This is a genomic window from Kaistia sp. UC242_56 (genome assembly GCF_044452255.1).
GTDB classification, from domain to species: Bacteria; Pseudomonadota; Alphaproteobacteria; order Rhizobiales; family Kaistiaceae; genus Kaistia; species Kaistia defluvii_A.
On sequence record NZ_JBIOAN010000002.1, the window covers coordinates 1,005,876 to 1,027,851 of the forward strand.

Sequence of the window (21,976 nt, forward strand, 5' to 3'; positions counted from 1 at the left end):
CCACATGACCACGACCGACCTCAACAGCATCCGCCCGACGCCGATCCTGCTCGATTGCGATCCCGGCCATGACGACGCCATCGCGCTGGTGATGGCGCATCGCTCGAAGGCGATCGACCTTCTCGGCGTCACCGTCACCTGCGGCAATGCGGAGCCGGAAAAGACCGTCTCCAACACGCTGCGCATCCTGGAATTCATTGGCGCGCAGGACGTGCCGGTCGCGGCCGGCTGCGTGCGTCCGCTGGCCCGTCCGCTGGTGCTCGGCACTGCCGACGGCCCGAGCGGCCTGGAAGGCTCGCCCTACCTGCCGCAGGCGACCAAGAAGGTCGAGCCGATGCATGCGGTCGACTTCATCGCCAAGACGCTGCGCGAGCAGGACGAGCCTCTGCGTATCGTCGCGACCGGCCCGCTCTGCAATCTCGGCCTGTTCGTCCTGAAATATCCGGAGCTTCTTTCGAAGATCAAGGACATCACCTGGATGGGCGGTGTCTTCTGGCGCAAGAGCGAATACATCACGCCGACCGAATTCAACGCCTTCTGCGATCCGGAAGCGCTGAAGATCGTGCTCGATAGCGGCGTGCCGATCACCATGGTCGGCCTCGACGTCACCATGAAGGTGCTGGTCGAGGAGCCGCAATATCGCGAGTTCGAGAAGATCGACACGGAGCTTGGCCGCGTCGTGCTCGACTGGCTGAAGTTCTACGAGAAGCTGCATCGCAATTCGATGGGCGTCGGCGGCGCGCTGCACGACCCGCTCGCGCTGGCGCTGATCATCGACCCGACCCTGGTGAAGACGCGCCCGGCCCATATCGGCGTCGACCTGACCGGCACCTATACCTTCGGTGCCACGGTCGCGGACTATTGGAACGAGCGCGGCCTGCCGCCGAACGCCCAGGTCTGCGAGGAGGTCGACTCCGACCGCTTCTTCGAGCTGCTCTACAGCCTGCTGCGCGACTGATCCCCGCCTCGCGCCACGCATGAACGAAAACATCCCGGGCTGGTCCCGGGATGTTCTTTTTGGGCCAGACTTCTACTGGCTTGGTGTGGCGGGAGCCTTCTTCAGCTGCGCCAGCACCTGGTCGAGATTGTAGCTCGCCGGATCCTGCATCGGCGGGAAGGTCTGGTAGGACTGCAGTTCCTTCAGCCAGAGCTGCTGGCCGATGGGCAGGATGTTCCAGTCATAGATATAGGCCGTGCTCGGCGCCGCCAGCGCGCCGCCCATGCCGAGGATGGTCTTCGAATCGTCCATCGCCGAGATCTCGAACGGGTCGCGCCCGACATTGACGATCTGGGTCCAGCCATAGGTCACGTCGCCGGTCAGGCCGCAGGTCGGGCAGGTCCCGGCCATGGTGTAGTAGAACTTCCAGTTCTTGTAGCGAACCGCCGAGGGCTTGGCGCCGGCATAGTAGAAGAACGTATCGCGCGCCGACGGACCCTTGCCTTCAAGATAGTCGCGCTGGTTGACGCCATCGAGCGTCGTCTTGACGATGCCCGGATAGGTCCCGGCCTCGATCTGCGCCTTCAGTTCGTTGCCCTTCGGGCCGCCGGCAATATCGACCAGCGTCGGCAGCCAGTCGAGCGAGGCGAACATCTGGTTCAGCACCGTTCCCGGCTGGATATGGCCCGGCCAGCGAACCAGCATCGGCACGCGCATGCCGCCTTCCCACGTCGTCAGCTTGCCGCCCTTGAATGGCGTCGTGCCGCCGTCGGGATAGGTGATCACCTCGGCGCCATTGTCGGTGGTGAAGGCGACGATGGTGTTGTCCAGCGCGCCCATGGCTTCAAGCTTCTGCAGGACGACGCCGATATTGTCGTCGAGCTGCTTCATGCCGACTTCGTTGATGCCCCAGTCCTTGCCGCCCTGTTCGCCGAGCATCGCCTCATACTTGGGCGAAAGCATCGTCGTGATGTGCATGCGGGCCGGGTTATACCAGACGAAGAACGGCTTGCCGGTCTTCTTCGGGTCGTTGCGGTCGAGGTAGTCGACGACCTTGCTCGAGATCTCCTCGTCCACCCCGCGCGACCGGTCAAGCGTCAGCGGGCCTTCGTCGATGCAGCTCTGGTTCGCCGCCGTGCCATCGGAGGACTTGCAGGCGATGATGGGGCGGGGCGGCATCAGGCAGGTGGTGGTCAGCGGATCCACGGCACCGGGGGGATCCGAGAGGCCAGGAACCGGCGTGTTCCTGCAGGGCGGTGCGATCCCCTGCGTGGTCGGGCTCTTGTTGATGTCCGGGAAGCTCACGCCCTGCATGGCGTCGAGATGGTAGAGATAGCCCCAGAATTCCTGGAAGCCATGCGCCGTCGGCAAGGCGTCGGTGTGATCGCCCAGATGGTTCTTGCCGAATTCGCCGGTGTTGTAGCCGAGGTCATGCAGGAACTTGGCCAGAGCCGGCGTGCCCGGGCGCAGATAGCTGGGGCTGCCGGGAAGCTGCGGCGGGATCATGCCGGTGCGCAGCGGATGCATTCCGGTAAAGAAGGCGTTGCGGCCGGCCGTGCAGCTCTGCTCGGCATAATAGCCCATGAACTTGGCGCCTTCCTTGCCGATCCGGTCGATATTGGGCGTTTCGCCCACGGCCAGTCCGCCGTGATAGATGCTCGGCTGCATCCAGCCGATATCGTCGCCCATAATGAAGAGGATGTTCGGCTTTTCCTGCGCTGAGGCGATGCCGGAACAGAGCGCGGCCGAAACGAAGAAAGACGCGGTTGCAAATTTGGTGAGCAATTTCATGAAAGCCTCCCATGCAATTTTTTGCGATTAGGATCCTGAAGGCGGAAACTGTTCTGAAAAATGAATGCTGGAAGCCAGAAAACCGGCGCTGTTATTGCATCAATATTTTCTGATGACGTAAAGTAACGTGTGATGAATTTTTCCGGCGTTGCCCGTGTCATGCCGAAGGCAACCAGCCGCGCTGCGGGCCGCCGGCAAGCGGTTGCAGGACGGGCTGGCGATCGACATGACGTAAAGGAGTCGGTGATAAAGTCGGCTTTGCCGAAGTCCATGTCCCGCTGTGGGATCTAGACAAGAAGCCAGAGCTTCGATCGGATCGAATAGAGATCTTGTCCGATCGTTGGCAATGGGCTTTGATCGCCGCAGACGATCAGCCCAGTTCTTGCCGGATAGAGCGAAACCATGGCATCTCCCATCGACACCCCGTTGCTGGCGTATCAACTGCATGGCGAGTTGCTACTGATCAGCTACTCGCTGCGCCCGAGCGACCCGGCCTTCGGAACAACCCAGTTCCTCGGCGCGCATTTTTCCCACAAGAGCTCGGATCTCGTTGTCGGCGGGCCGGGCGCCGCGCACCCGATCGGCGGCGACGTGATCATCTCTCCGACGGTCGGAGCGGTCGTCACCGTATCGCTCGACGCGGCTGAAAACTTCTTCGTCGAGTACAAGATAGACTTCAGCGGCAATGTCCGGAAAGGCTCGGTCGCGGTCCCGCCGGGCGCGCATGTTCCGTTCATGCTCAACGCAAAGCCCTTCGAGTTGGGCGAGACGCTGGCCAATCGCTGCGCGGTGCTCCAGGGCACCCTGAGCGCCACCAAAAGATCCGCCCCGCTCACCTTCTGATGCCCGGTTCCCCTGGCGGGTCGGAGAGGACCGATCGTGCGCGCGTCGTACGCCGGGGGGAGGATATGCCCGGCCGTGGCGTTCGCTGTTTTTATCCGCGCGACCCGCATTTCGTGGCGAATGCGGCACGCTGAACGGCGAAGCGCATAAGCCATCAAGGCGCAAACGGCTGAATTGTGGGAGTCTGTTTATTTAGTTTTGGGGGGATGAGGTGGTGCTGCAAGAGAGGATTGAAGTCCCGTCCTCGTCGCCCTAGTTGTTGATTTTGCTCGTCTTTTCCGGCCGACTTCTGCCTCGTGTGTACAAGCCCTGTGGTCGGCTGGCAAGCGCAATTCTGAGGCATTGATTGCTTGTCGCCTAGGTCCGTCGTCCTCCTGCTCTATGCCGTGGGATGCTTCGAGGAACTGGGCCGCGAAGCAGGTCGGTGGCTCGAGAGGCTGCCGATGTCATCATTCGCTCCGCAGTGCCCGACTTGCCGACCGTAGATCCTCCAGGCCGCCACTCACATCGCCCTTCCAGCCAAGGGTCTCGGACTCGATAGCCTTAATTGCATTGTCAAATACGGTCAGCAATGCGGCCGTCTCGGCACCTGCATCAAGGAGGAAATTCATCTTTGCAAGTGCAGCCCGTAACTCGATTTCTGTTACGCTGAATTCTAGCCAGTTTCGCGTTAGGCTGAACGTCCGGTCGAGGCCGATGGCCGCGCCTGCTGCTATGGCGCAAAGCACAGTGGCTGTGGTGGCCCCTCCTACGCTCATGGACAGAACCCCAGAGGTGGCGAACAGCCAGATAGCTCCACGGCACCACCCAGAGAGAGCTTTGTAACGTTTGCCCCGATCTCCGTACCAAGTGATGTTCTCAGACAGAAGGGCGGTCAGTGGCGCAATGTTCATTCCCGCTCGTCCTCGCTCACGAGCACCCTCGTAAGGTTTTGGAATGGCAAGAGCGCACTGCGAATGACGTCAGCCGAGACGCCGGAATGACGTTGAGCATACTCTCTCGCTAGATCGTCCACGGATCGGCCAGAATGATACCGGTCTTGAGTTAGCATCTCAACGATGCTGAGCGTTACAGCCTGCCGTTCTGCTTTTGTGAGGGTTGTTTCACTGTCAGGGGCAACAAAATAAGTCTTAAGGTTGTCAGCAATCACAGAGTCGGGGTGAACGATGACGCAGTAATCTGTGATGAGCAAAGTGTCAGGGTGCCATGCATCGGATTTAGTAATCGCAGACTTGGGCGCAAGAATCACTGGATAGTTAGCGATTGCTTGCTGACGATTAGTGAAGTACCGCAGAAGCATTTCTTCGTCTGAAGCTTCCGCTATCCGTCTCCAAGTAACCACAAGCTGCTGCGGTGAGCGTGAAAAGCCCAGGTTTTCAATAGTCAGCGTCTCCATTTCCCGACTATCAAGATGCAAAGAGGGGGCGCACAGCAATACTCCCTCAGGAAGTGGAGCATCTGCAAGCTCTAGGGCCTTGATTATGTCATTTAGAGACTTTGAGTGAGGCAGTTTTTCGATTAATGCTTCCGCGTTTCGAAAGAACGGGGAATCAACAGTTACAAATAGTTCGTTCGTTATGAACTCTTCCCGACTAGCAAGTCGGCGTTTCCCACCCTCCTCAATAACGATTGCCTTCTCGCCGTCAAGAGCTGCCTGGAGTAGTTCGGGGTCGGCCGCTTGGCTCATGTCAAACTGCCTATAGGCGTAGAACGCATTTCGCCCATCCCGAGTGATAGAAGCGATGGTGCCGCCTTGGCTTTCCCGCGTCCTTTCACGCGCGAACTTAATATACAATCCGTAAATCGCCGAAAAGAAGCGTCTCTGGGCGTCTCCTTGCTCGATACCCGAGCGGGCCACGTTTGTTCGCGGAACTCCACGTCCAATGCCATTGACGATTGCCAACGGACCGTCTCCCCTAAAGCCAGCACTGCCTGACTCGACCCTCACGCCCTGGAGAAATATCCCTGCACGCGTCGCAACATCGGAGAGTTCTGACGTTCGTCGGCTCATCTCGCTAGCTCTAACGATGAACTGGCGGCCTGAATATTTTGATGTCCTAACTATATAGGCGGCTTGAAAGAGTCCTGGCTCGTCGCCTTTTATTACTTCGTACGTGAAATACTTCGATGAAGCGCTATCTTGATCAAAATAACGCTTCAGTCCTTCTTGGAGCATATCGAACGGGTGGCTGTGTCCGATTGAAGTTTCGCCTTGTGATTGCTCGCTGGCGGTCAATCGGCATCCCGGGAATCCGAACCAGTATTTTAATTCTGGGACTAGTCGGATCTGCCTGGAATTGGCTCGGATAGTCAGTGTGATGGACGTGCCATGATTTGCTCCGTTGAATGTTGTCGCAAGCGTCTTTTTATCTACCAGCTTTATGAGATACGTCCCTGACGGGCCGTTGATGCTGATACGCCTTGCAACATCGTCACTAGGGTGGCTCGTGAGGATTTCGATTTCATCAGCAACCATAAAGGACGTGAGTATTCCGATGCCGAAGCGCGAAATTGGTGCGAAGTCTGGGTATGACCTTCCAAATTCCTCGCTACTGTAGAATGATGAGCCGACCGTTAGGAGGTGGCGCGTGATAGTATCCGCCGTCATGCCGGTGCCGTTATCCGTCACCGTTAGCTTTCGGTTTTCGGAATCGATCGAGGCATGTACGTGCCCATTCGCGGTGTGGTGTTGATGATCCTGAAGGCGCACGGCATCAATGGAATTCTGTACCAGTTCCCGAAGTACAACGCGTGTGTCGTTATAGAGCGTATGACCGATGAGGAGGTTTAGGATCTTCTCTCTGTCGATCTGAAAAGAAAACTGATCGCGTTCAAAGCCGTGAGCTTCGACGTCGGTCGTGTCGATCTCCGACCAGCGAAATCGGAAGCTGTTGCTGGTACTTGCGGCCAATGCGGACCAGTTCGCACACCGGCGCAATTCAGCAGTCGCATACCGAACGTGGTTCATCAATGCGAAGAATGGCTCCGCTTCGTCAAAGAAACCGAACAGCAGCACACGATACTGATTTGGAATGGTTGGGTCTGTGGACCGGTTTATTTCCCCCGTAACTCGATTAACTCCCATCTCTTTCGTCCAGTGGAGGTAAGAGATGGGATTTGACGGATTCACGAGCGAGAATGACACCGACGGTGTGCGGCCAGTGCCAATCTGGAGTATGTCGGCAGAACGAAGCAATATTGAGAGCGCGTGGACGTTTATTTGGGCTTGCTCTGCCTGTCCGTGCACGGATCGTACCGGATACTTGGCTAAGTCATGGAGGTCGGAACTGTGGTGGCTTTCACAAATCAGGGCTAAATCAGAAAGGGCCTTGCCTTTTAGGCCTGTGAATAGTGGACGAAGTACGTTGGCTATCCTCGAAATATCACCAATAGAGTGATCAGGAGAATCTAGTATTGCTGCAGCAATTCTTCGTGGGTGATTGTGTCGAATGAACTCTTCATAGATCAATTCGTCACGATAGCGAAAATCGTTAGGTATGGATGCCAGAAATTCTTTTCCCCCTGGTTCACCCTGGAGGCGGGCCGTGAAGCGGTTCATTTCGTCAACGTTCCGCTTAATAAATTCATCTGTGGTAGTCAGCATGCCCAGATCATGCAGTAGGCACGATAGAAGTATGAAAAGGTAATCTCCGTCTGAGAGAAGTGATCTTTGCTCTTCGGGTATCAGCCAGTCGAGCGACTTGATAAGTGCGAGGGAGTGCTCGGCACCGTGTCTAGTATATTCCTCAAAGAAACCGTTTGAGTGTACGAGTTGCAACGCCTCACTGAGGGTCTCAACAACGTGCGGAAGGTTGATCGACGTGTACGGTGCGGTTCGGGTTGCCGCTAGAGCACGTTCATAGACGTACGCGCCTGAAATTTCTCGGATCATCGATCAGCCCCCGCAAAGAAAAATATGTGAGCTGACGATGCCATTCCATGGCGACCAGAATCACTCACGCAGTGACTTTAAGCAGCGCGTCGTGCAAGATGCTAGGTTTTCCCGCGATGGTGGTGTTTGGGTTCCCCGTCGCGAAGGTCTGGGCAACTGCGGGCGGCGAGAAAGTGAGCGGCTGCGGTTTATTTCGCCTCGCTAAATAGCCATAGCGCCCGACCGGGGGGGCTGGGTGAGCCGTTGCTCCCTATTGATTTACTGGCTCAAACCGTTGAGCGATCATTCACCTTTGGTGTGTCGTTTATGTGGATCCTCGAAGGTTGGTTGTCAGCCCAAGTCTTTGCCAGCACGCAACAATATTCGTGCTGCATTCCAAAGCCGTGCGACGGGGCTAGAGGTGAGATGCTTTCTGCTCGCTGGCGTGCCCTTCATCGGCGCTTGGCTCGCCTGCGCTCTGGTGGCTGTTCAATGTTCATGGCTCCGGTGGAGGGACGTGAGAGGCCCATTGCTTTCGTCATAGAAATCTGCGTAGTCGCGCTCACCGGGCCTTGAGCCGCTATCCCCCGTGCCCCCAAGGCAGATCTTGCAGGGCACAGCTGTTTGGTCGGCCGGGCACTGTCGACTTGAGGCTACGGCCCTCACGGCCTCGAGGGTAACTGCTAGCTTTCAGTCATGCTGCTGGAGACGGAGGTGGCGGAGGAGTTGGTGGATCTTGCACAATCCTATAACGTTCGTTAAAGGATTGTGCATAGACATCAGCCGGAGCCCGCCATGTGCCGCCACTACGTCGCTTACTTTCGCGTCAGTACCGCCAAGCAGGGAAAGAGTGGCCTTGGGCTGGAGGCGCAGGAGGCTGCGGTTGCTGCCTTCGTCGGGGGCAAGGGCGCTGATGCCAAGCTCCTCGCCTCCTACACCGAGGTGGAGAGCGGCAAGAGGGATGACCGGCCCGAACTGGCGAAGGCTATGGAGCACGCGAGGCTGACCGGGGCCACGCTCCTCATCGCCAAGCTCGACCGCCTCTCGCGTGACGCTCACTTTCTCCTCGGGCTTCAGAAGGCGGGCGTTGAGTTCACCGCTTGCGACATGCCACACGCCGACAAGTTCACCGTGGGCATCATGGCGATGGTCGCCCAGAAGGAGCGCGAGGCCATCTCGCAGCGCACGAAGGAGGCCCTTGCGGCTGCCAAGGCGCGGGGCGTGAAGCTCGGCAATCCGAATGGCGCGAGCCATCTCCGTGGGCTCGGCAATGACGCGGCTGCGGCGGCGCTTCGGCAGGGCGCACAGGCCCGCGCGGATGGTCTGGCGGGGACCATAGCTGCGCTGCGGGAACGCGGCGTGACCAGCGCCAACGGGCTCGCCAAGGCCCTCAACGAGGCGCACATCGCGACTCCTCGCGGGGGACGCTGGACGGCGCGGAGCGTGCTGAACGTGATGGCGCGGCTATAGTCGCTTAGGGTGTCCTCAATTTTGAGGAGGCCCTGCGGTCGTCTGCACTCGCAGCACAGCGCGATTTTGCGTTATGCTCGTGCTCTACGGCTCTTACCATTGCCTACAATTTTGGAGAGAATGGCAAAGCGGCAAAAGTTGCCTTCGGATCCGTGGCCGCGGTTTGGGTCAGCCGAATTTTCGGCCAACCTCTATGTCCACCCGCAGAACGGCCAGACCTACCGCTCGGCAAATATGACGAGGAACGGCTTCACGATGCTCGTCATGGGCTTCACCGGAGCCAGGGCGCGGCAGTTCAAGCAAGCCTACATCGACGCCTTCACCGCATGGAGGCCATGCTCCGGGCGCGCCAGTCGGTCATCCGCGAGACGGGCCACGTCTCGGACGAGGGTGCGAGAAGATGATGAGCCATGTAATGTATCCACCCGTGGATAGATCATCTTCACCGACAAATCTAAGCCCAAGTTCGCCTGCAATGAATATCTCCCCGGCGGGTCATCTAGCCACGTAGCTATGCGGGGCGTGTCCGTGGTTCATCTTGGTCGTAGGCCGAAGTTGTCACGGTCGACCGGACGGCAATCACCCAAACCACGGAATGACCATGTTCGCCATCAAGATATCTCACCTTGCCATTGCCGTCTCCTTCACGAGCTACGGCCTGCCCAACGGGCTCTATCTCTCGGTGCCCGGCATCGGCCGCGTGATCTGGGGACATGGGGGCTGGCATGGTTTCAACGTGGATAGTTGGGCTGTCGCTCGTGAGGATCAGCGGGAGTTCTACGGGTTCGTGTCGGGGTGATGCGAGGCAGACGAGGCGGCTCGTCGATGGAACTTCTAGCGTAGCAAAATGCTACCTTAGCTTTCCGGTGGGGGGGCTCCCACAGACGGGCGCATCACGCTGAAGGGCGGTGTAGGGTCATAAACTATGACCGCACCCAGATCTCGACGCCGCAGGGGAGGGCCATCTTCCCACCTGCCCTAGCCAAAAGCTTGTCTGCTTTCGTTTCCGTGCCTCACCGGCAAGACCTTCCAGTCCAACACCGTCCGCGCAGTGGACCACCCGGAGCACGGCGAACTTTCTCCATGCGGTCGATGTCGTCCGGGCGCGCTCGGCTACTCCACGCTCGGCGGCGCGGCTAACAAGCTCGGGCGGGCTGGCGTTCCCCGCGAGGAGCAGATCTCGCTCAACGGGAGCACTCTCGCAATTTGCGTTAGTGGGGCGGAGAACCGGGCGACCCTCGGCAAGGCCACATTCTTAATCCGCAAGGGCGTGAACCTTTTGCTCATGTCGTCGACCCGGCCGCAAGCCAAGGAGTTGCGCGACTGGCTGGCTCGGTCCTCTTGTCGCTTGGTTCTGACGAGCGGCACGTCGTTCGGAAGTGGGGAAATTCCCCCCTTGAAGGGAGAGGCTCGCCCCTATGGCTAGGGCGGGCTTCTGAAGCTGGTCATGCCGCCTAAGCCGATGGCCGGTCCGCTCCAGGAGTTTGCGGGCGCTGACAGCGAGGCGCTTGCTGAGGGCATCTGGGGACCGGATTGGCCGAGCGATTAGGGGCCACCCTAGGAGCACGCGAGGGGATTTCCACCCACCCTAGGAGCCACGCACCGTCCAGTTTTGGATTGTGCTCGCGCGTGCGTTCCCCCGTAGCTGTTCTCGTTGAAGCCCTCGCGGTCTTCCTCTTCTTCACCACAGGACACCCCATGACCACACACGAACACCACCGCTGGTTTGACGACTGGCGGAGCGCGGAAGGCCCGACGCTGCGCAAGCTCGTGGCCGAGATCACTGCCGCCATCGACCAGCGTGAACAGGCCGTTGGAACCCGTACCCGCAAGCGCCGGGAAACCGACCAGCGCCACCATCTGTCCGCCGTGGAGGTGACCGTTGCGAACCTCGCCCATGCGGTCCTGATGCCGCCGCAAACGGGACGGCTGGCAATCCTCACCGGCAACGGAAGGAACGGCCGAACACGCTATGACAATCCCGCCCTCGGCAAGCCCTTCCGGACGCTCCTGCACGGCCTCGACGAACTCGGGCTGGCGCAGTGGCGGAACTCTCCGCAACGCGGTGTGGCGTCATCTCTGGCCCCTACAGAGTCGTTCGCGCGGGCGGTCAAAGAAGCTGGGATCACGCCGGCAGATTTCGGCCGTCAGGCGGGGGAGGCGGTGGTCATCGCCAGCCGGAAGGAGCACCTTCGAGTCAGTGACGGGTTGGTCGTTTCTCGGGAGCTGGTCGGCTACGACGATACGGCCGAGACCATTGCCATCCGTGACGCTGTGCGTGGACTGAATACCTTCCTCGGCGAGGCTGACATCACCTTCGTGGACGACGGTCTCGGCCTCGTGGACCCGCGCAGCCGCTCCATGGCGCGCTATTTCACGCTCGCGGGCGATGACGGTGCACCTCGGTTCGACCGCAACGGGCGGCTGTTCGGTGGCTTCTGGCAGAACCTCCGGAAGGACCGGCGGCGGGGAATACGGATCGACGGCGAGACGGTCACCAATCTCGACTTCGCCTCCATGTTCCCGCGTCTCGCCTATGCCTCGGTCGGAGTTGTTGCTCCGGAGGGAGACCTCTACGCCATCCCCGGCCTGGAGGGGCACCGCAGAGCTGTGAAGATGGCCGTGAACTGCCTGCTCATGGACGACTTCCACCGCTCGAAATGGCCTGTAGAACTGACCAAGGCTGCTGAGGGATGCGATGCCTCGGCCATCCTGCCTGCTGGCTGGACCGTCAAGCGCACCAAGGATGCCATCCTCCAGAAGCATCCCGCGCTCCGGCCATGCCTTGGCGTCGGTCTCGGCCTGACGCTCATGTACCGGGAGAGCGAGATCCTCGTCCGTGTGCTGGAGGAGATGAAGGCCAAGGGGATGGTGGCCCTCGGTCTGCATGATGGTCTTCTCCTCCCGCGATCAAGGGCTGAAAAGGGGAGGACGATGATGGAGGTGGTCTCTCGGGAGTTCACCCCAGCGGGCATTCCCGTGGCCATGATGAGCTGACCATCACCTCCTCTCCTTCCACCTATAAGACCCGTAAGGCCTCATGCCCTCGGAAAGACCGAGATGCGAAAGGGAATGCCCATGCCGGGGTGTACGCGCTTCGGCGTGGCGGAGGAGATCATTGCATCAGCGTGAAGCGATGATCAGGGCCGCTCGTGGTGTCGCCGGGATGGAGCCTGCGGGATGCCCTTGGGACTCCAGAGAAGCCCGCCGGGTGGCATCAAGGCATCCGTCGCATCAGACCCAGCGCGGAACAGGGAACGGCTCTCCACGAGTCTCCTGTCACCTTCCCAGACGGTCCCGCTGATGCGGTGCTGCGCAGGCCTTGCGGGGGATCTGAGCCCACTTCAATCTACCTGAGGGACTGCTAAGAAGCGGCACCTGCGGGAGCCTTCAGCACGTATTCGGGGAAGGCCTCCAGCGCAGCCGCCTTCGTTGCCAGCGAAACCCGACCATACTTGCGGCCCTGCGTGGCCTGAGCGTGCCCGCAGATGGCGTCTGCAATCTTCTCGGGCATCCCCACGTCGAGGGCGAAGGTCTTGAAAGTGTGCCGCCATGCATGGTTTGGGGATATCTCGGGGTCGCTCACGCCGATCTCGCGGACCCATTCCCCCAGCCGTCCCCGTGCCGTGTCGATGGCACGCCTGACGGCATCGGCATCTTCGCCCTTGGGAGCGATGAAGAGGTGCCCATCCGGCGCGCTTCGCACGAAGTCTAGAAGACCCTCGGCGACAAGGCACCGATGGACGGGCGTCAAGCGACCCTGACCGGTCTTCACAGTGCCTGCGCTGCCCCGGACGTGGAAGAAGGGTATGCCGTCCTCGGTCCCGAAATCCTTCTTCCGCAACTGGATCGCCTCGCCCGGCCGCACTCCGGAATAGGCGCAGATCCACGGCACCCATCGAATGGTGTTCAGCAACGCAGCGCCACGGCCTCCCGGCGCAGCGTGGATAGCCCGCGCGGTGTTGAGGATCATCCGGTATTCGGGCGGATGGAAGTCCCGTCCTTCCCGCTCTCGCTCTTCCTCCGTGCCCCTACGCTCGCTCCTGAGGCCCGCGAGTGGATTGGCGGGTATCAGGGTGCGCTTGTGGGCGAAGCTGAACATGCGCTTGACGGCTGCGAGATCGACCTTGTTGGCGGAAACCGGCGAGATGCCCGCAGCAATCCGATGGTCCGCGAACATGATGGCATCGCCGGCTGTAACCGTCTCCATGCCCCGACCGTCGATGAAGGAGTCGAAGGCCTTAATGGCCGGCTCCCATCTCCGGACTGTGGAGGAGGCGGGGGAGATGGTCTCCTTGTACTTCGCCCAGACTTTCAGGATGCCGAGGCCGGGCTTCGCGGTGGCGACCGCTCGGGCCGCAGGCGGCGGTGACCGCAAGGGCGCGAGGGCGGCGTCGGTGTCCGGGAAGCGCGCCTCATCCGGATCAGGACGGAAATCCCCCTCGCTGAACCGCATCATCAACTCGCCGCGCTGCACAAGGGCGCGGTCGACCTCTTCGATGAGCGCCGCCCTGGAGTCGGGATGGGCGACAATGTGGAGCTTCGCCAGCTCCTCGTCGACCTGTGGTCCGACCCATTGCTCCAACTTGCCAGCCGCGCGCGCCTCGGCGTGGAGCCTGAGGACATGCGCCCAGATGCCGCGCTCTCCCGGCTCGTTGCTCAAGGCGTCCAGATTGTCCCGATAGACCGTCCCCGCGATGGCCGTCACCTGACGCCGATTGAGGCGCACAGGACCGGCCGCCACGGCTTGGAGATGGGCGTCCAGCGCTGCGGATGCGGCCGTGTAGCGAGCCTTTGCCTCGGCCGGTTCCCGCGTGCGCAGAGAAGCCTTGGTGATGTCTCCGACCCGCACGGCGATATGCTCATCGCCCACCGGCAGCATCGCGGTCGTGCCCTTCACCTGAGGCAGCAGGGCGCGCGGGACACGCTTGCGGAGATAGAAAATTCCGGAGTCGGGATCACGCCACGGGCGGGCCATCTGAAGCACCATTGTGTACCGTTCCTGTGTCCAAGTGGGAACGGCCGAACCCCTTGTGGGGCAAGAACTTCAGCAAAATCAAGGGGGATGAGTGGTGCTGCAAGAGAGGATTGAACTCTCGACCTCACCATTACCAATGGTGTGCTCTACCACTGAGCTACTGCAGCGCCGGCCGGTGAATTTCCCGGACGGCGGTCTATTGCCACAGCGAGGCGGTGGGATCAAGCGCCTGCCGGCACAGTTCCCGGTCTTTCTCGCCGGAAACGCATAATCCGGCCGATTACAGCCGAAAAGGCCTGTGAAAGACAAAGTCATCCACAGGCGGCCCGTCCAAGATCCGGCGGCAAAAGCAAAAAGCGGAGCGCGGTCGGGCTCGGAGCCAGCCATTTGGGTTCGGTACCGGGGGCAGGGGCGGGAAGGCCGCCATGGCATGGTCCAGCGCGAGGCTCCGGGCGGGGCTGGGCGTCGCGGAAGTGCGGAAGGTGGCACGGCGAACCGCTGAAGTCGGGCCAGGCGGATGGCTCAGGCCGCGCATGGCGGATGGTGGGAAGGCATAGCGAGGTCGCACCAGGGAGATGGCCGGCGCAGGAGCAGGCCGGCTCAGCGGCACGCCGGCCCAAGCGAAGGCGGCAAGATAGCCGCACCCGGACCCGGCGGGTGCGGCGCGCGGCCACGGTCCCCTGCATACAGCGGCCAGCAGCGATGCAAGGCGGGACACGAGTATCCGACCCGATCGTCCGCGACCGACGCCCGTGCAAATGACTTTGTGCGCGGCGTGACGGTTGGCCTATAGAAACCAGCACGCCGCCGTTTCGCTGGCGACTTGTTCAACTGTTCGAATTCGGGACCGAGTGGCATGACCCGCAAACCTGCCGATGAGACGATACCGCCCGTGGCGGATTCTCCGTTGCACGACCCGGCCGCTGCGCCTGCGCCGGGCGAGGCAGCCGATTCCGCCGGCGAGGCGCCTGCGCTTTCGGCCCACCAGGCCTCGGTCGCCCGCGCCGCCAAGGCGCGCGAGGAACGGCTCGCGGCGGCGCTGCGGACCAACCTTTCCCGCCGCAAAGCGGCCGCCAGGGCCGCGCGCGACAGCGAATAGGGCGATCGGGCCGGCTCGCGCGATGCCATAGCCGGCTTTTCCTTGTATCGGCCTCATTCCTGCATTAGAGCGACAGACCATTCGGGGTGGGGCACGATTTCATGCAGGGCCGCCGCTCGACACCTTCGCTTCGGAAAGGCTTGGCTTCTCATGGATAGAATCCGCATCGTCGGTGGCGCGCGTCTCAACGGCACGATCCCGATCTCCGGCGCCAAGAACGCCGCTCTGCCGCTGATGATCGCGAGCCTGCTCACCGACGAGACGTTGACGCTGGCCAACCTGCCGCGCCTCGCCGACGTGGCGCAGCTGAAGCGCATCCTCGGCAATCACGGCGTCGACATGACGGTATCAGGCAAGCGCCTCGGCGAGGCCGAGCTTTCCGGCGAGACGGTGCATCTGACCGCCCGCACCATCGTCGACACCACCGCGCCCTATGAACTGGTCTCGGCCATGCGCGCGAGCTTCTGGGTCATCGGCCCGCTGCTGGCGCGCGAGGGCTTTGCGAAAGTGTCGCTGCCCGGCGGCTGCGCCATCGGCACGCGGCCTGTCGACCTGTTCCTCGAGGCGCTGCAGACCATGGGCGCCGAAATCGACATCGAGGGTGGCTATGTCATCGCCCGCGCCCCGAACGGCCTGAAGGGCGCCCGCGTGGTCTTCCCGAAGGTGACGGTCGGCGCGACGCATGTGACGCTGATGGCGGCAACGCTGGCCAAGGGCGAGACTACAATCGAGAACGCGGCGCGCGAGCCGGAAGTGGTCGATCTCGCCGAATGCCTGATCAAGATGGGCGCCAAGATCCATGGCGCCGGCACCTCGACCATCCGCGTCGAGGGCGTCAGCCGCCTGAACGGCGCGCGCCATTCGGTGATGCCCGACCGCATCGAGGCCGGAACCTATGCCATGGCCGTGACGATGACCGGCGGCGACGTGCTGCTGGAAGGCGCGCGGGCCGATACGCTGATGCGTCCGCTGGAGATCCTGCGCGAGGTCGGTGCCGAGATCACCGAGACCAATGAGGGCCTGCGCGTCTATCGCAATGGCGCCGATCTGCAGCCGGTCAACATTTCGACCGAGCCGTTCCCCGGCTTCCCGACCGATCTGCAGGCGCAGCTGATGGCGCTGGTGACGCGGGCCGAGGGCACCTCGGTGATTCGCGAGACGATCTTCGAGAATCGCTTCATGCACGTGCAGGAACTGGCCCGGTTCGGCGCCGAGATCCATCTCGACGGCCAGAAGGCGACCGTGGTCGGCGTGCCGCGGCTGAAGGGAGCGCCGGTGATGGCGACCGATCTGCGCGCCTCGGTGTCGCTGGTGATCGCCGGTCTCGTCGCCGAGGGCGAGACGATCGTCAATCGCGTCTATCACCTCGATCGCGGCTTCGAGCGGCTGGAAGATAAGCTCTCGCGGTGCGGCGCTACGATCGAGCGGATTTCCGGCTGAGATCGATCAAAAGCTCCGCTGACGGGCCGCGCGGTGCAATTGCCCTGTTGCGGTCCGATCACACAGACCCTACCTGTCGGTTCAAGTAAACAGGCCGACAGGTGTGCTCATGGATCAGCTTAAACTCGCCGCGTTTGACGCAGAAGACCTCGCCGTCGTGTCTGCGCATGTTCAGGACGCCGTTCTGAAGGTTGGCGACATCGCCTTCATTCCGAAGGAGAAGCGTTTTGCCGGCGTCATCAATCGGTTCGTCTGGGAAAAGCAGCCCGAGGGCAACGCCCGCAAGAAGAACTGGGAGCGCCGTCGTTCGGGCTTTCATTTCGATCGCGTGCTCGCCGTCCGCTCGACCGGCATCGACCGCAGCCGGCCCGACGCCGTGCTCGATCTTCTCGCCATCGCCTTCGAGGGCAAGGAAGAGCCGGCCGGCACCATCACCTTGATCTTCGCAGGCGGCGGCGCCATTGCGCTCGACGTCGAGTGCATCGAGGCGGCGGTTCGCGATCTCGGCCCGGCCTGGTCGACCCAGTGCTGCCCCGAGCACCGCCTGGACGAACAGTCCGCCTGAGTGGATTGCGCGGCCCTGGAGGCTGCGCAAGACCCGGAACGCGCTTGCGGCCTTTCCCGCCCGCCCGAACCGCGCTAGAGACGTCGCGCGCATCTGAGGAGCCGACGTCTTGGCCATTCGCCTGTCCCAAACCGATCCCGATTTCGAAACGCGCTTCCGCGCGCTGCTCGCCGCCAAGCGCGAGGTGTCGGAAGATGTCGACGCCACGGTGCGCGGCATCCTCGCCGATGTCCGCGCGCGCGGCGATGCCGCCGTGCTCGATTATACGGCCCGCTTCGACCGGCTCGAGCTGACCGCCGATGCGCTGCGCGTCTCGGAAGCAGAGTTCGAGGCGGCGGACAAGCGCGTCGATGACCGCACCCGCGCCGCCCTCGTGCTGGCGCGCGACCGCATCCAGTCGCACCACGCCCGCCAGAAGCCGGTCGATGACCGCTATACCGATGCGCTCGGCGTCGAGCTCGGCTCGCGCTGGACGGCGATCGAGGCGGTCGGCCTCTATGTGCCGGGCGGCACCGCCTCCTATCCGAGCTCCGTGCTGATGAACGCCGTGCCGGCGAAGGTCGCCGGGGTCGATCGCCTGGTGATGGTCGTGCCGACGCCGGATGGCGTCATCAACCCGCTGGTGCTGGTGGCGGCACGCCTGGCCGGCGTCGACGAGCTCTATCGAATCGGCGGCGCGCAGGCCGTGGCGGCGCTCGCCTATGGCACGGACACGATCCAGCCGGTCTACAAGATCGTCGGTCCCGGCAATGCCTATGTCGCAGCCGCCAAGCGGCAGGTGTTCGGCACGGTCGGCATCGACATGATCGCCGGCCCGTCGGAAGTGCTTGTGATCGCCGATGGCGACAATGATCCCGACTGGATCGCCGCCGACCTGCTGGCGCAGGCCGAGCATGACACGGCCGCGCAGTCGATCCTGATGACCGACGATCCGAAGCTCGCCGATGCCGTCGAACTCGCGGTCGAGCGGCAGCTGAAGACCCTGCCGCGCGGAGAAACCGCGGCGGCGAGCTGGCGCGATTTCGGCGCCGTCATTGTGGTCGCCTCGCTGGACGACGCCGTGCCGCTGTCGGACCGCATGGCGCCGGAGCATTTGGAGATCGCGGTCGCCGATCCCGAGCCGCTGGTCCGGAAGGTGCGCAATGCCGGCGCGATCTTCGTCGGCCGCACGACGCCGGAAGTGATCGGCGATTATGTCGGCGGCTCCAACCACGTGCTGCCGACGGCGCGTTCGGCCCGCTTCTCGTCGGGCCTTTCGGTGCTCGATTTCATGAAGCGGACGTCGATCCTGCGCACGGGGCCGGAGCAGCTCCGCGTTCTCGGCCCGGCCGCCATCGCGCTGGCCGAGGCCGAGGGCCTTGGCGCGCATGCGCGATCGGTGGCGATCCGGCTCAATCTGTAGCAGGATCGAGCCGCCGATCGATGAAAGCGGAACCCGACATGGCCAGCGCTTCCGAATCCGAGATCGCCGGCAAGCTCGTTGCCGTCGCCCTCGACGGAGCGACGCTGGGCCGGGCCTCGGCCGATGTTGACCACGAGCGCCAGATCGCAATCTACGATCTGGTCGAGGATAATCGCTTCACGCTGCCGGACTATCCGGCCGGCGCCTACCGGCTGCATCTCGCCATCCGCGAGAACCGGCTGGTGTTCGACGTGCGCGACGAGCAGGATGCGCCGCTGATCCTGCACGCCCTGTCGCTGACGCCGCTGCGCAAGATCGTGCGCGACTATTTCCTGATCTGCGACAGCTACTACGCCGCCATCCGTACCGCGACGCCGAGCCAGATCGAGACGATCGACATGGGCCGGCGCGGCGTGCATGACGACGGCTCGCATCTGCTGATGCAGCGTCTGGCCGGCAAGATCCTGGTCGATTTCGAGACGGCGCGGCGGCTGTTCACGCTGGTCTGCGCGCTGCACTGGAAAGGCTGAGCCTTGGAAGCAGCCGATGCTCCGGGCGTGTTCCAGCCCCGCGATCAGCGGCCACCGGCCTCCGTCCTGTTCATGTGCGGCATGAACGCCATCCGCTCGCCCATTGCCGCAGCGATCGCGACGCAGCTGTTTCCGCGCCTTTACGTCGCTTCCGCCGGCGTGCGCAAGGGCGAGCCCGATCCCTTCGTCACCGCGGTGATGGAGGAGAGCGGCCTCGATCTCGGCCGGCACAGGCCGCACACGATCGAGGAACTCGAGGATACGAATTTCGATCTTGTCGTCACTCTCTCGCCGCAGGCGCATCACCGCGCGCTGGAGCTGACGCGCACCATGGCGGTGACGGTCGAATACTGGCCGACGCCCGACCCGACCCTGGTCGATGGCACGCGCGAGCAGATCCTTGACGCCTACCGCGATGTACGCGACCAGCTGCGCCGCCGCATCAAGGACCGCTTCGGCTGGGTTCCGCTGCCGAGCGGATAGGGGGCACGCGGTCTGTCACGATCTGTTTCCTTGCCTCGGCAATTCGGCTACGGTCCCGCCGCTCCGCCACGGGCGATCCCCGTGGCGCCACCCGACAATCGACCGGACGGAAGAATGACAGGCACTGCCAAACTCCTGCTTGCATCGGGCAGCCCGCGACGGCTGCAGCTACTCGCCCAGGCAGGGTTGGAACCGGACAGTCTCCTGCCCACCTCGGTCGACGAGACTCCGCTGAAGAACGAACTGCCGCGCAGCCTGGCCAAGCGGCTGGCGCGCAGCAAGGCGGACGCAGCCCGCGCCATGGCGGCGCGCACGCCCGAATTCGCCGATGCCTATATCCTGGCCGCCGATACCGTGGTGGCGGTGGGCCGGCGCATCCTGCCCAAGGCGGAGTTTCACGACCAGGCGGCGGAATGCATCCGCCTCCTGTCGGGCCGGTCGCACCGTGTCTACACGGCGGTCTGCCTGCTGACGCCGAAGGGATCCGTCCGCCAGCGCCTGGTCGAGAGCAAGGTGCGCTTCAAGCGCCTTGGCCGGCAGGAAATCGATACCTATCTTGGGTCCGGCGAATGGCGCGACAAGGCCGGCGGCTATGCGATCCAGGGCCTTGCCGGCACCTTCGTCGTCAAGCTGGTCGGCTCCTACACCTCCGTGGTCGGCCTGCCGCTTTACGAGACGATCGCGATGCTGGACGGGGAGGGTTTTCCCGTCCGCAAGGGCTGGCTCGGGCCGGCCTGAGTTAAGGACAGATTCATGACAGCACCCAAGAAGCCCGCCGCTCCCAAGGTCGCGGAGATCCTGCCGCTGCGTGCGCCGCGCCGCTGCGCCAATTGCAGCAAGGACACCGTCCGCGCCTTCTATCCGTTCTGTTCCAAGCGCTGCAAGGATGTCGACCTGCATCGCTGGCTGTCGGGCGCCTATGCCATTCCCGTGGTGGAGCGCGACGCCGGCAACGGCGAAGACGATTGAGCGGGGGCCTTCCGACGCCCGGGACGGCCCGCGCCAGGCCGCTTTCGGATCCGCAATTCGAGTTGTTCACAGGCTGCATTCTTCGTTCTCCGGCCTCTGGACACGCCTGGGACCGTCGCCTATAAGGCACCTGTCTTCGCGATTGAGACGCCCTTGCGGCTCCAGTCGCCGGCGCCCGGATAGCTCAGTTGGTAGAGCAGCGGATTGAAAATCCGCGTGTCGGTGGTTCGAATCCGCCTCCGGGCACCATTATCACATTGAAATCATTGGTGTATTTTCAGCGCGGCCAGCACCATGCCGGCGTGTAGACAAAATCATCCGCCGTTTGTAGACGTTTTTGTTCGCACGCTGTTCCGCTTTTCCATCTTCCGGACGACGCCCTTCAGCTTCGACGACAGGTCCGCTTCGCTGGAGTAGTGGTCGGCCATCGACGCCGTCTTTTGGCCGAGCATGTCGGCGATTGTGCGCGAGTCGAAACCGGCTTCCCTGAGCTCCGTCGCCACCGAGTGCCGGAGGCCATGGAAGGTCAGTCCTTCGCCAACCTTGCCGGCGACCTCCAGCGCTCCGATCATCTTGAAGAAGCTCGCCCTGAAGCCTGATTCCGTCCACGGCTTCCCGCGGGAGTTGGCGCAAAGCGTGATCGGCGTCGGCCCGGTACTGGCCCCCAAGGCGGCATCGATAATCGCCTTCAGAGGCCCTGCAACGGGCACGCTAATCTGCACGCCGGCCTTACTGGTGATGAGGCGGATCGAATGACCGTCATATGCGGTCGGCGGCATTTTCAGGATGTCTCCCTGCCGCATTCCGGTCCATCGGGCAATGGCGATCGGCAGCAGAAGCTGCAATGGCGCCGCGCTCATAACGGCATCCCGCTCAGCCCGCGCCCAAGCCCTGTTGACCTTGGGCGCATCGGACCGCCGGCGAATGCGCTTGGTGCCCTTCACCGCGTTGCCCTTCACCTCTCCTTTCTCGATCCCGTATTCCAGGACCACCGAAAGAACGGACAGGCAATAGTTGGCGAAACGCCGTTTCCGGTCGGTATAAACCTTGTCCCTGAGCCCGACGATGAACGGACCGTCGATCTCCGACAGATCCATATCGTCGAGCCTGGAAAGGTAGTTGATGACCCCGTCGTAGTCCGATCGGGTGCGCGGCTTCAGATCCCTGAAGTAGTGGCTGGCACGGTATGCCTTCATGAGGTGACCGAGGGTGCCAGTCTTCAGGGTAGGCTCCGGCTTTAGCGTGGCCTCGGCCCGGTCGAGCTCGTCTTTGAACGCTGTCGTGCCGGGCTCGGAGAGAAGCCGGATACCAGTCTTTCGGTGGTAGTAGTACCAGATGCCGCTGACGGGGTGCTGGTAGGCCTTAACGCCTTTCAATCTGATCACCACCATTGCCCAACCTCGCCAGCCAATCTTCCGCAGAAGGGCGCGAGCCTTTCATGCGCTCGATCCACTGGTCAAGATCGGTAACGTCATACCGATAGCCGTCTCGCCCAGCATAGAGCGAGATCGGCCGGACAGGGCATGACACGCGCCATTTGACGATGGACGGCGCCCCGCAGTACGCGGCGGCCTCCATGGCTGTCAGCAGGCGCCGGG

The 21,976-nt window shown here is 62.5% G+C and carries 20 protein-coding genes and 2 tRNA genes; 15 read left to right on the forward strand and 7 right to left on the reverse strand.

Translation table 11 applies throughout. The features are described 5' to 3' along the window. Positions 1–4: 4 nt before the first annotated feature. Positions 5–958, forward strand: coding sequence for a nucleoside hydrolase (locus ACHMWQ_RS07405; RefSeq protein WP_354551978.1), 954 nt, complete (start codon positions 5–7; stop codon positions 956–958). Between the two features lie 72 nt (positions 959–1,030). Here the strand turns inward: ACHMWQ_RS07405 and ACHMWQ_RS07410 are convergent, their stop codons facing one another. Both ACHMWQ_RS07410 and ACHMWQ_RS07415 read right to left on the reverse strand, forming a co-directional pair. Further along, positions 1,031–2,626 (reverse strand): arylsulfatase, encoded by a 1,596-nt coding sequence (locus tag ACHMWQ_RS07410; protein ID WP_396309412.1) that lies wholly within the window; start codon positions 2,624–2,626, stop codon positions 1,031–1,033. Between the two features lie 98 nt (positions 2,627–2,724). Further along, the gene (locus ACHMWQ_RS07415; protein WP_396306940.1) at positions 2,725–3,000 is read right to left on the reverse strand and encodes a hypothetical protein; all 276 of its coding nucleotides are present in this window, start codon (positions 2,998–3,000) and stop codon (positions 2,725–2,727) included. A 130-nt stretch (positions 3,001–3,130) separates the two neighbouring features. Between ACHMWQ_RS07415 and ACHMWQ_RS07420 the strand changes: the two genes are divergently transcribed. Continuing rightward, positions 3,131–3,571, forward strand: coding sequence for a hypothetical protein (locus ACHMWQ_RS07420; RefSeq protein WP_354551981.1), 441 nt, complete (start codon positions 3,131–3,133; stop codon positions 3,569–3,571). A 449-nt stretch (positions 3,572–4,020) separates the two neighbouring features. Here the strand turns inward: ACHMWQ_RS07420 and ACHMWQ_RS07425 are convergent, their stop codons facing one another. Then, positions 4,021–4,464, reverse strand: coding sequence for a hypothetical protein (locus ACHMWQ_RS07425; RefSeq protein WP_396306941.1), 444 nt, complete (start codon positions 4,462–4,464; stop codon positions 4,021–4,023). Beyond that, positions 4,461–7,175, reverse strand: coding sequence for an ATP-binding protein (locus tag ACHMWQ_RS07430; RefSeq protein WP_396306942.1), 2,715 nt, complete (start codon positions 7,173–7,175; stop codon positions 4,461–4,463). The genes ACHMWQ_RS07425 and ACHMWQ_RS07430 overlap by 4 nt, the downstream gene beginning before the upstream one ends. Positions 7,176–8,237: 1,062 nt before the next feature. Between ACHMWQ_RS07430 and ACHMWQ_RS07435 the strand changes: the two genes are divergently transcribed. From ACHMWQ_RS07435 to ACHMWQ_RS07450, 4 genes are all read left to right on the forward strand, one after another. After that, positions 8,238–8,912 carry a recombinase family protein gene (locus ACHMWQ_RS07435; RefSeq protein ID WP_396306943.1) on the forward strand — a complete coding sequence of 225 codons (675 nt, stop codon included), beginning with the start codon at positions 8,238–8,240 and terminating at the stop codon, positions 8,910–8,912. Between the two features lie 120 nt (positions 8,913–9,032). Continuing rightward, a complete protein-coding gene (locus ACHMWQ_RS07440; RefSeq protein ID WP_396306944.1) occupies positions 9,033–9,347 on the forward strand; it encodes a Rha family transcriptional regulator in 315 nt (104 codons plus the stop codon). Positions 9,348–9,513: 166 nt separating this feature from the next. Then, positions 9,514–9,711: a hypothetical protein gene (locus tag ACHMWQ_RS07445; protein ID WP_396306945.1), complete on the forward strand. Its 198-nt coding sequence runs from the start codon at positions 9,514–9,516 to the stop codon at positions 9,709–9,711. A gap of 899 nt (positions 9,712–10,610) precedes the next feature. After that, positions 10,611–11,909: a hypothetical protein gene (locus ACHMWQ_RS07450; RefSeq protein ID WP_396306946.1), complete on the forward strand. Its 1,299-nt coding sequence runs from the start codon at positions 10,611–10,613 to the stop codon at positions 11,907–11,909. A 367-nt stretch (positions 11,910–12,276) separates the two neighbouring features. Here ACHMWQ_RS07450 and ACHMWQ_RS07455 read toward each other — a convergent pair whose 3' ends face one another. After that, the gene (locus ACHMWQ_RS07455; RefSeq protein WP_396306947.1) at positions 12,277–13,902 is read right to left on the reverse strand and encodes a hypothetical protein; all 1,626 of its coding nucleotides are present in this window, start codon (positions 13,900–13,902) and stop codon (positions 12,277–12,279) included. 80 nt (positions 13,903–13,982) lie between these two features. Then, positions 13,983–14,057, reverse strand: a tRNA-Thr gene (locus ACHMWQ_RS07460). Between the two features lie 689 nt (positions 14,058–14,746). Between ACHMWQ_RS07460 and ACHMWQ_RS07465 the strand changes: the two genes are divergently transcribed. The 9 genes from ACHMWQ_RS07465 to ACHMWQ_RS07505 all read left to right on the forward strand — a co-directional run bounded on the left by ACHMWQ_RS07465 (position 14,747) and on the right by ACHMWQ_RS07505 (position 20,627). Beyond that, positions 14,747–14,989, forward strand: a complete 243-nt coding sequence (locus tag ACHMWQ_RS07465; RefSeq protein ID WP_354552036.1) for a hypothetical protein — start codon at positions 14,747–14,749, stop codon at positions 14,987–14,989. Between the two features lie 150 nt (positions 14,990–15,139). Then, positions 15,140–16,429, forward strand: coding sequence for a UDP-N-acetylglucosamine 1-carboxyvinyltransferase (gene murA, locus ACHMWQ_RS07470; RefSeq protein ID WP_354552037.1), 1,290 nt, complete (start codon positions 15,140–15,142; stop codon positions 16,427–16,429). A gap of 109 nt (positions 16,430–16,538) precedes the next feature. Beyond that, positions 16,539–16,994, forward strand: coding sequence for a DUF2948 family protein (locus ACHMWQ_RS07475; RefSeq protein WP_354552039.1), 456 nt, complete (start codon positions 16,539–16,541; stop codon positions 16,992–16,994). A 109-nt stretch (positions 16,995–17,103) separates the two neighbouring features. After that, on the forward strand, positions 17,104–18,396 hold the full coding sequence (hisD, locus tag ACHMWQ_RS07480; RefSeq protein WP_354552041.1) for a histidinol dehydrogenase: 1,293 nt from the start codon (positions 17,104–17,106) through the stop codon (positions 18,394–18,396). 38 nt (positions 18,397–18,434) lie between these two features. Further along, positions 18,435–18,926 carry a UPF0262 family protein gene (locus tag ACHMWQ_RS07485; RefSeq protein ID WP_354552042.1) on the forward strand — a complete coding sequence of 164 codons (492 nt, stop codon included), beginning with the start codon at positions 18,435–18,437 and terminating at the stop codon, positions 18,924–18,926. A 3-nt stretch (positions 18,927–18,929) separates the two neighbouring features. After that, positions 18,930–19,409: a low molecular weight phosphatase family protein gene (locus tag ACHMWQ_RS07490; protein WP_396306948.1), complete on the forward strand. Its 480-nt coding sequence runs from the start codon at positions 18,930–18,932 to the stop codon at positions 19,407–19,409. A gap of 114 nt (positions 19,410–19,523) precedes the next feature. Then, complete coding sequence (locus tag ACHMWQ_RS07495) at positions 19,524–20,147, forward strand: Maf-like protein (RefSeq protein ID WP_354552043.1); 624 nt, start codon at positions 19,524–19,526, stop codon at positions 20,145–20,147. A gap of 15 nt (positions 20,148–20,162) precedes the next feature. After that, entirely contained in the window at positions 20,163–20,378 is a 216-nt protein-coding gene (gene yacG, locus ACHMWQ_RS07500) for a DNA gyrase inhibitor YacG (RefSeq protein ID WP_396306949.1), read from the forward strand. A gap of 173 nt (positions 20,379–20,551) precedes the next feature. Beyond that, positions 20,552–20,627, forward strand: a tRNA-Phe gene (locus ACHMWQ_RS07505). Positions 20,628–20,692: 65 nt separating this feature from the next. Here ACHMWQ_RS07505 and ACHMWQ_RS07510 read toward each other — a convergent pair. Beyond that, positions 20,693–21,769: a tyrosine-type recombinase/integrase gene (locus ACHMWQ_RS07510; RefSeq protein WP_396306950.1), complete on the reverse strand. Its 1,077-nt coding sequence runs from the start codon at positions 21,767–21,769 to the stop codon at positions 20,693–20,695. Between the last annotated feature and the right edge of the window lie 207 nt (positions 21,770–21,976).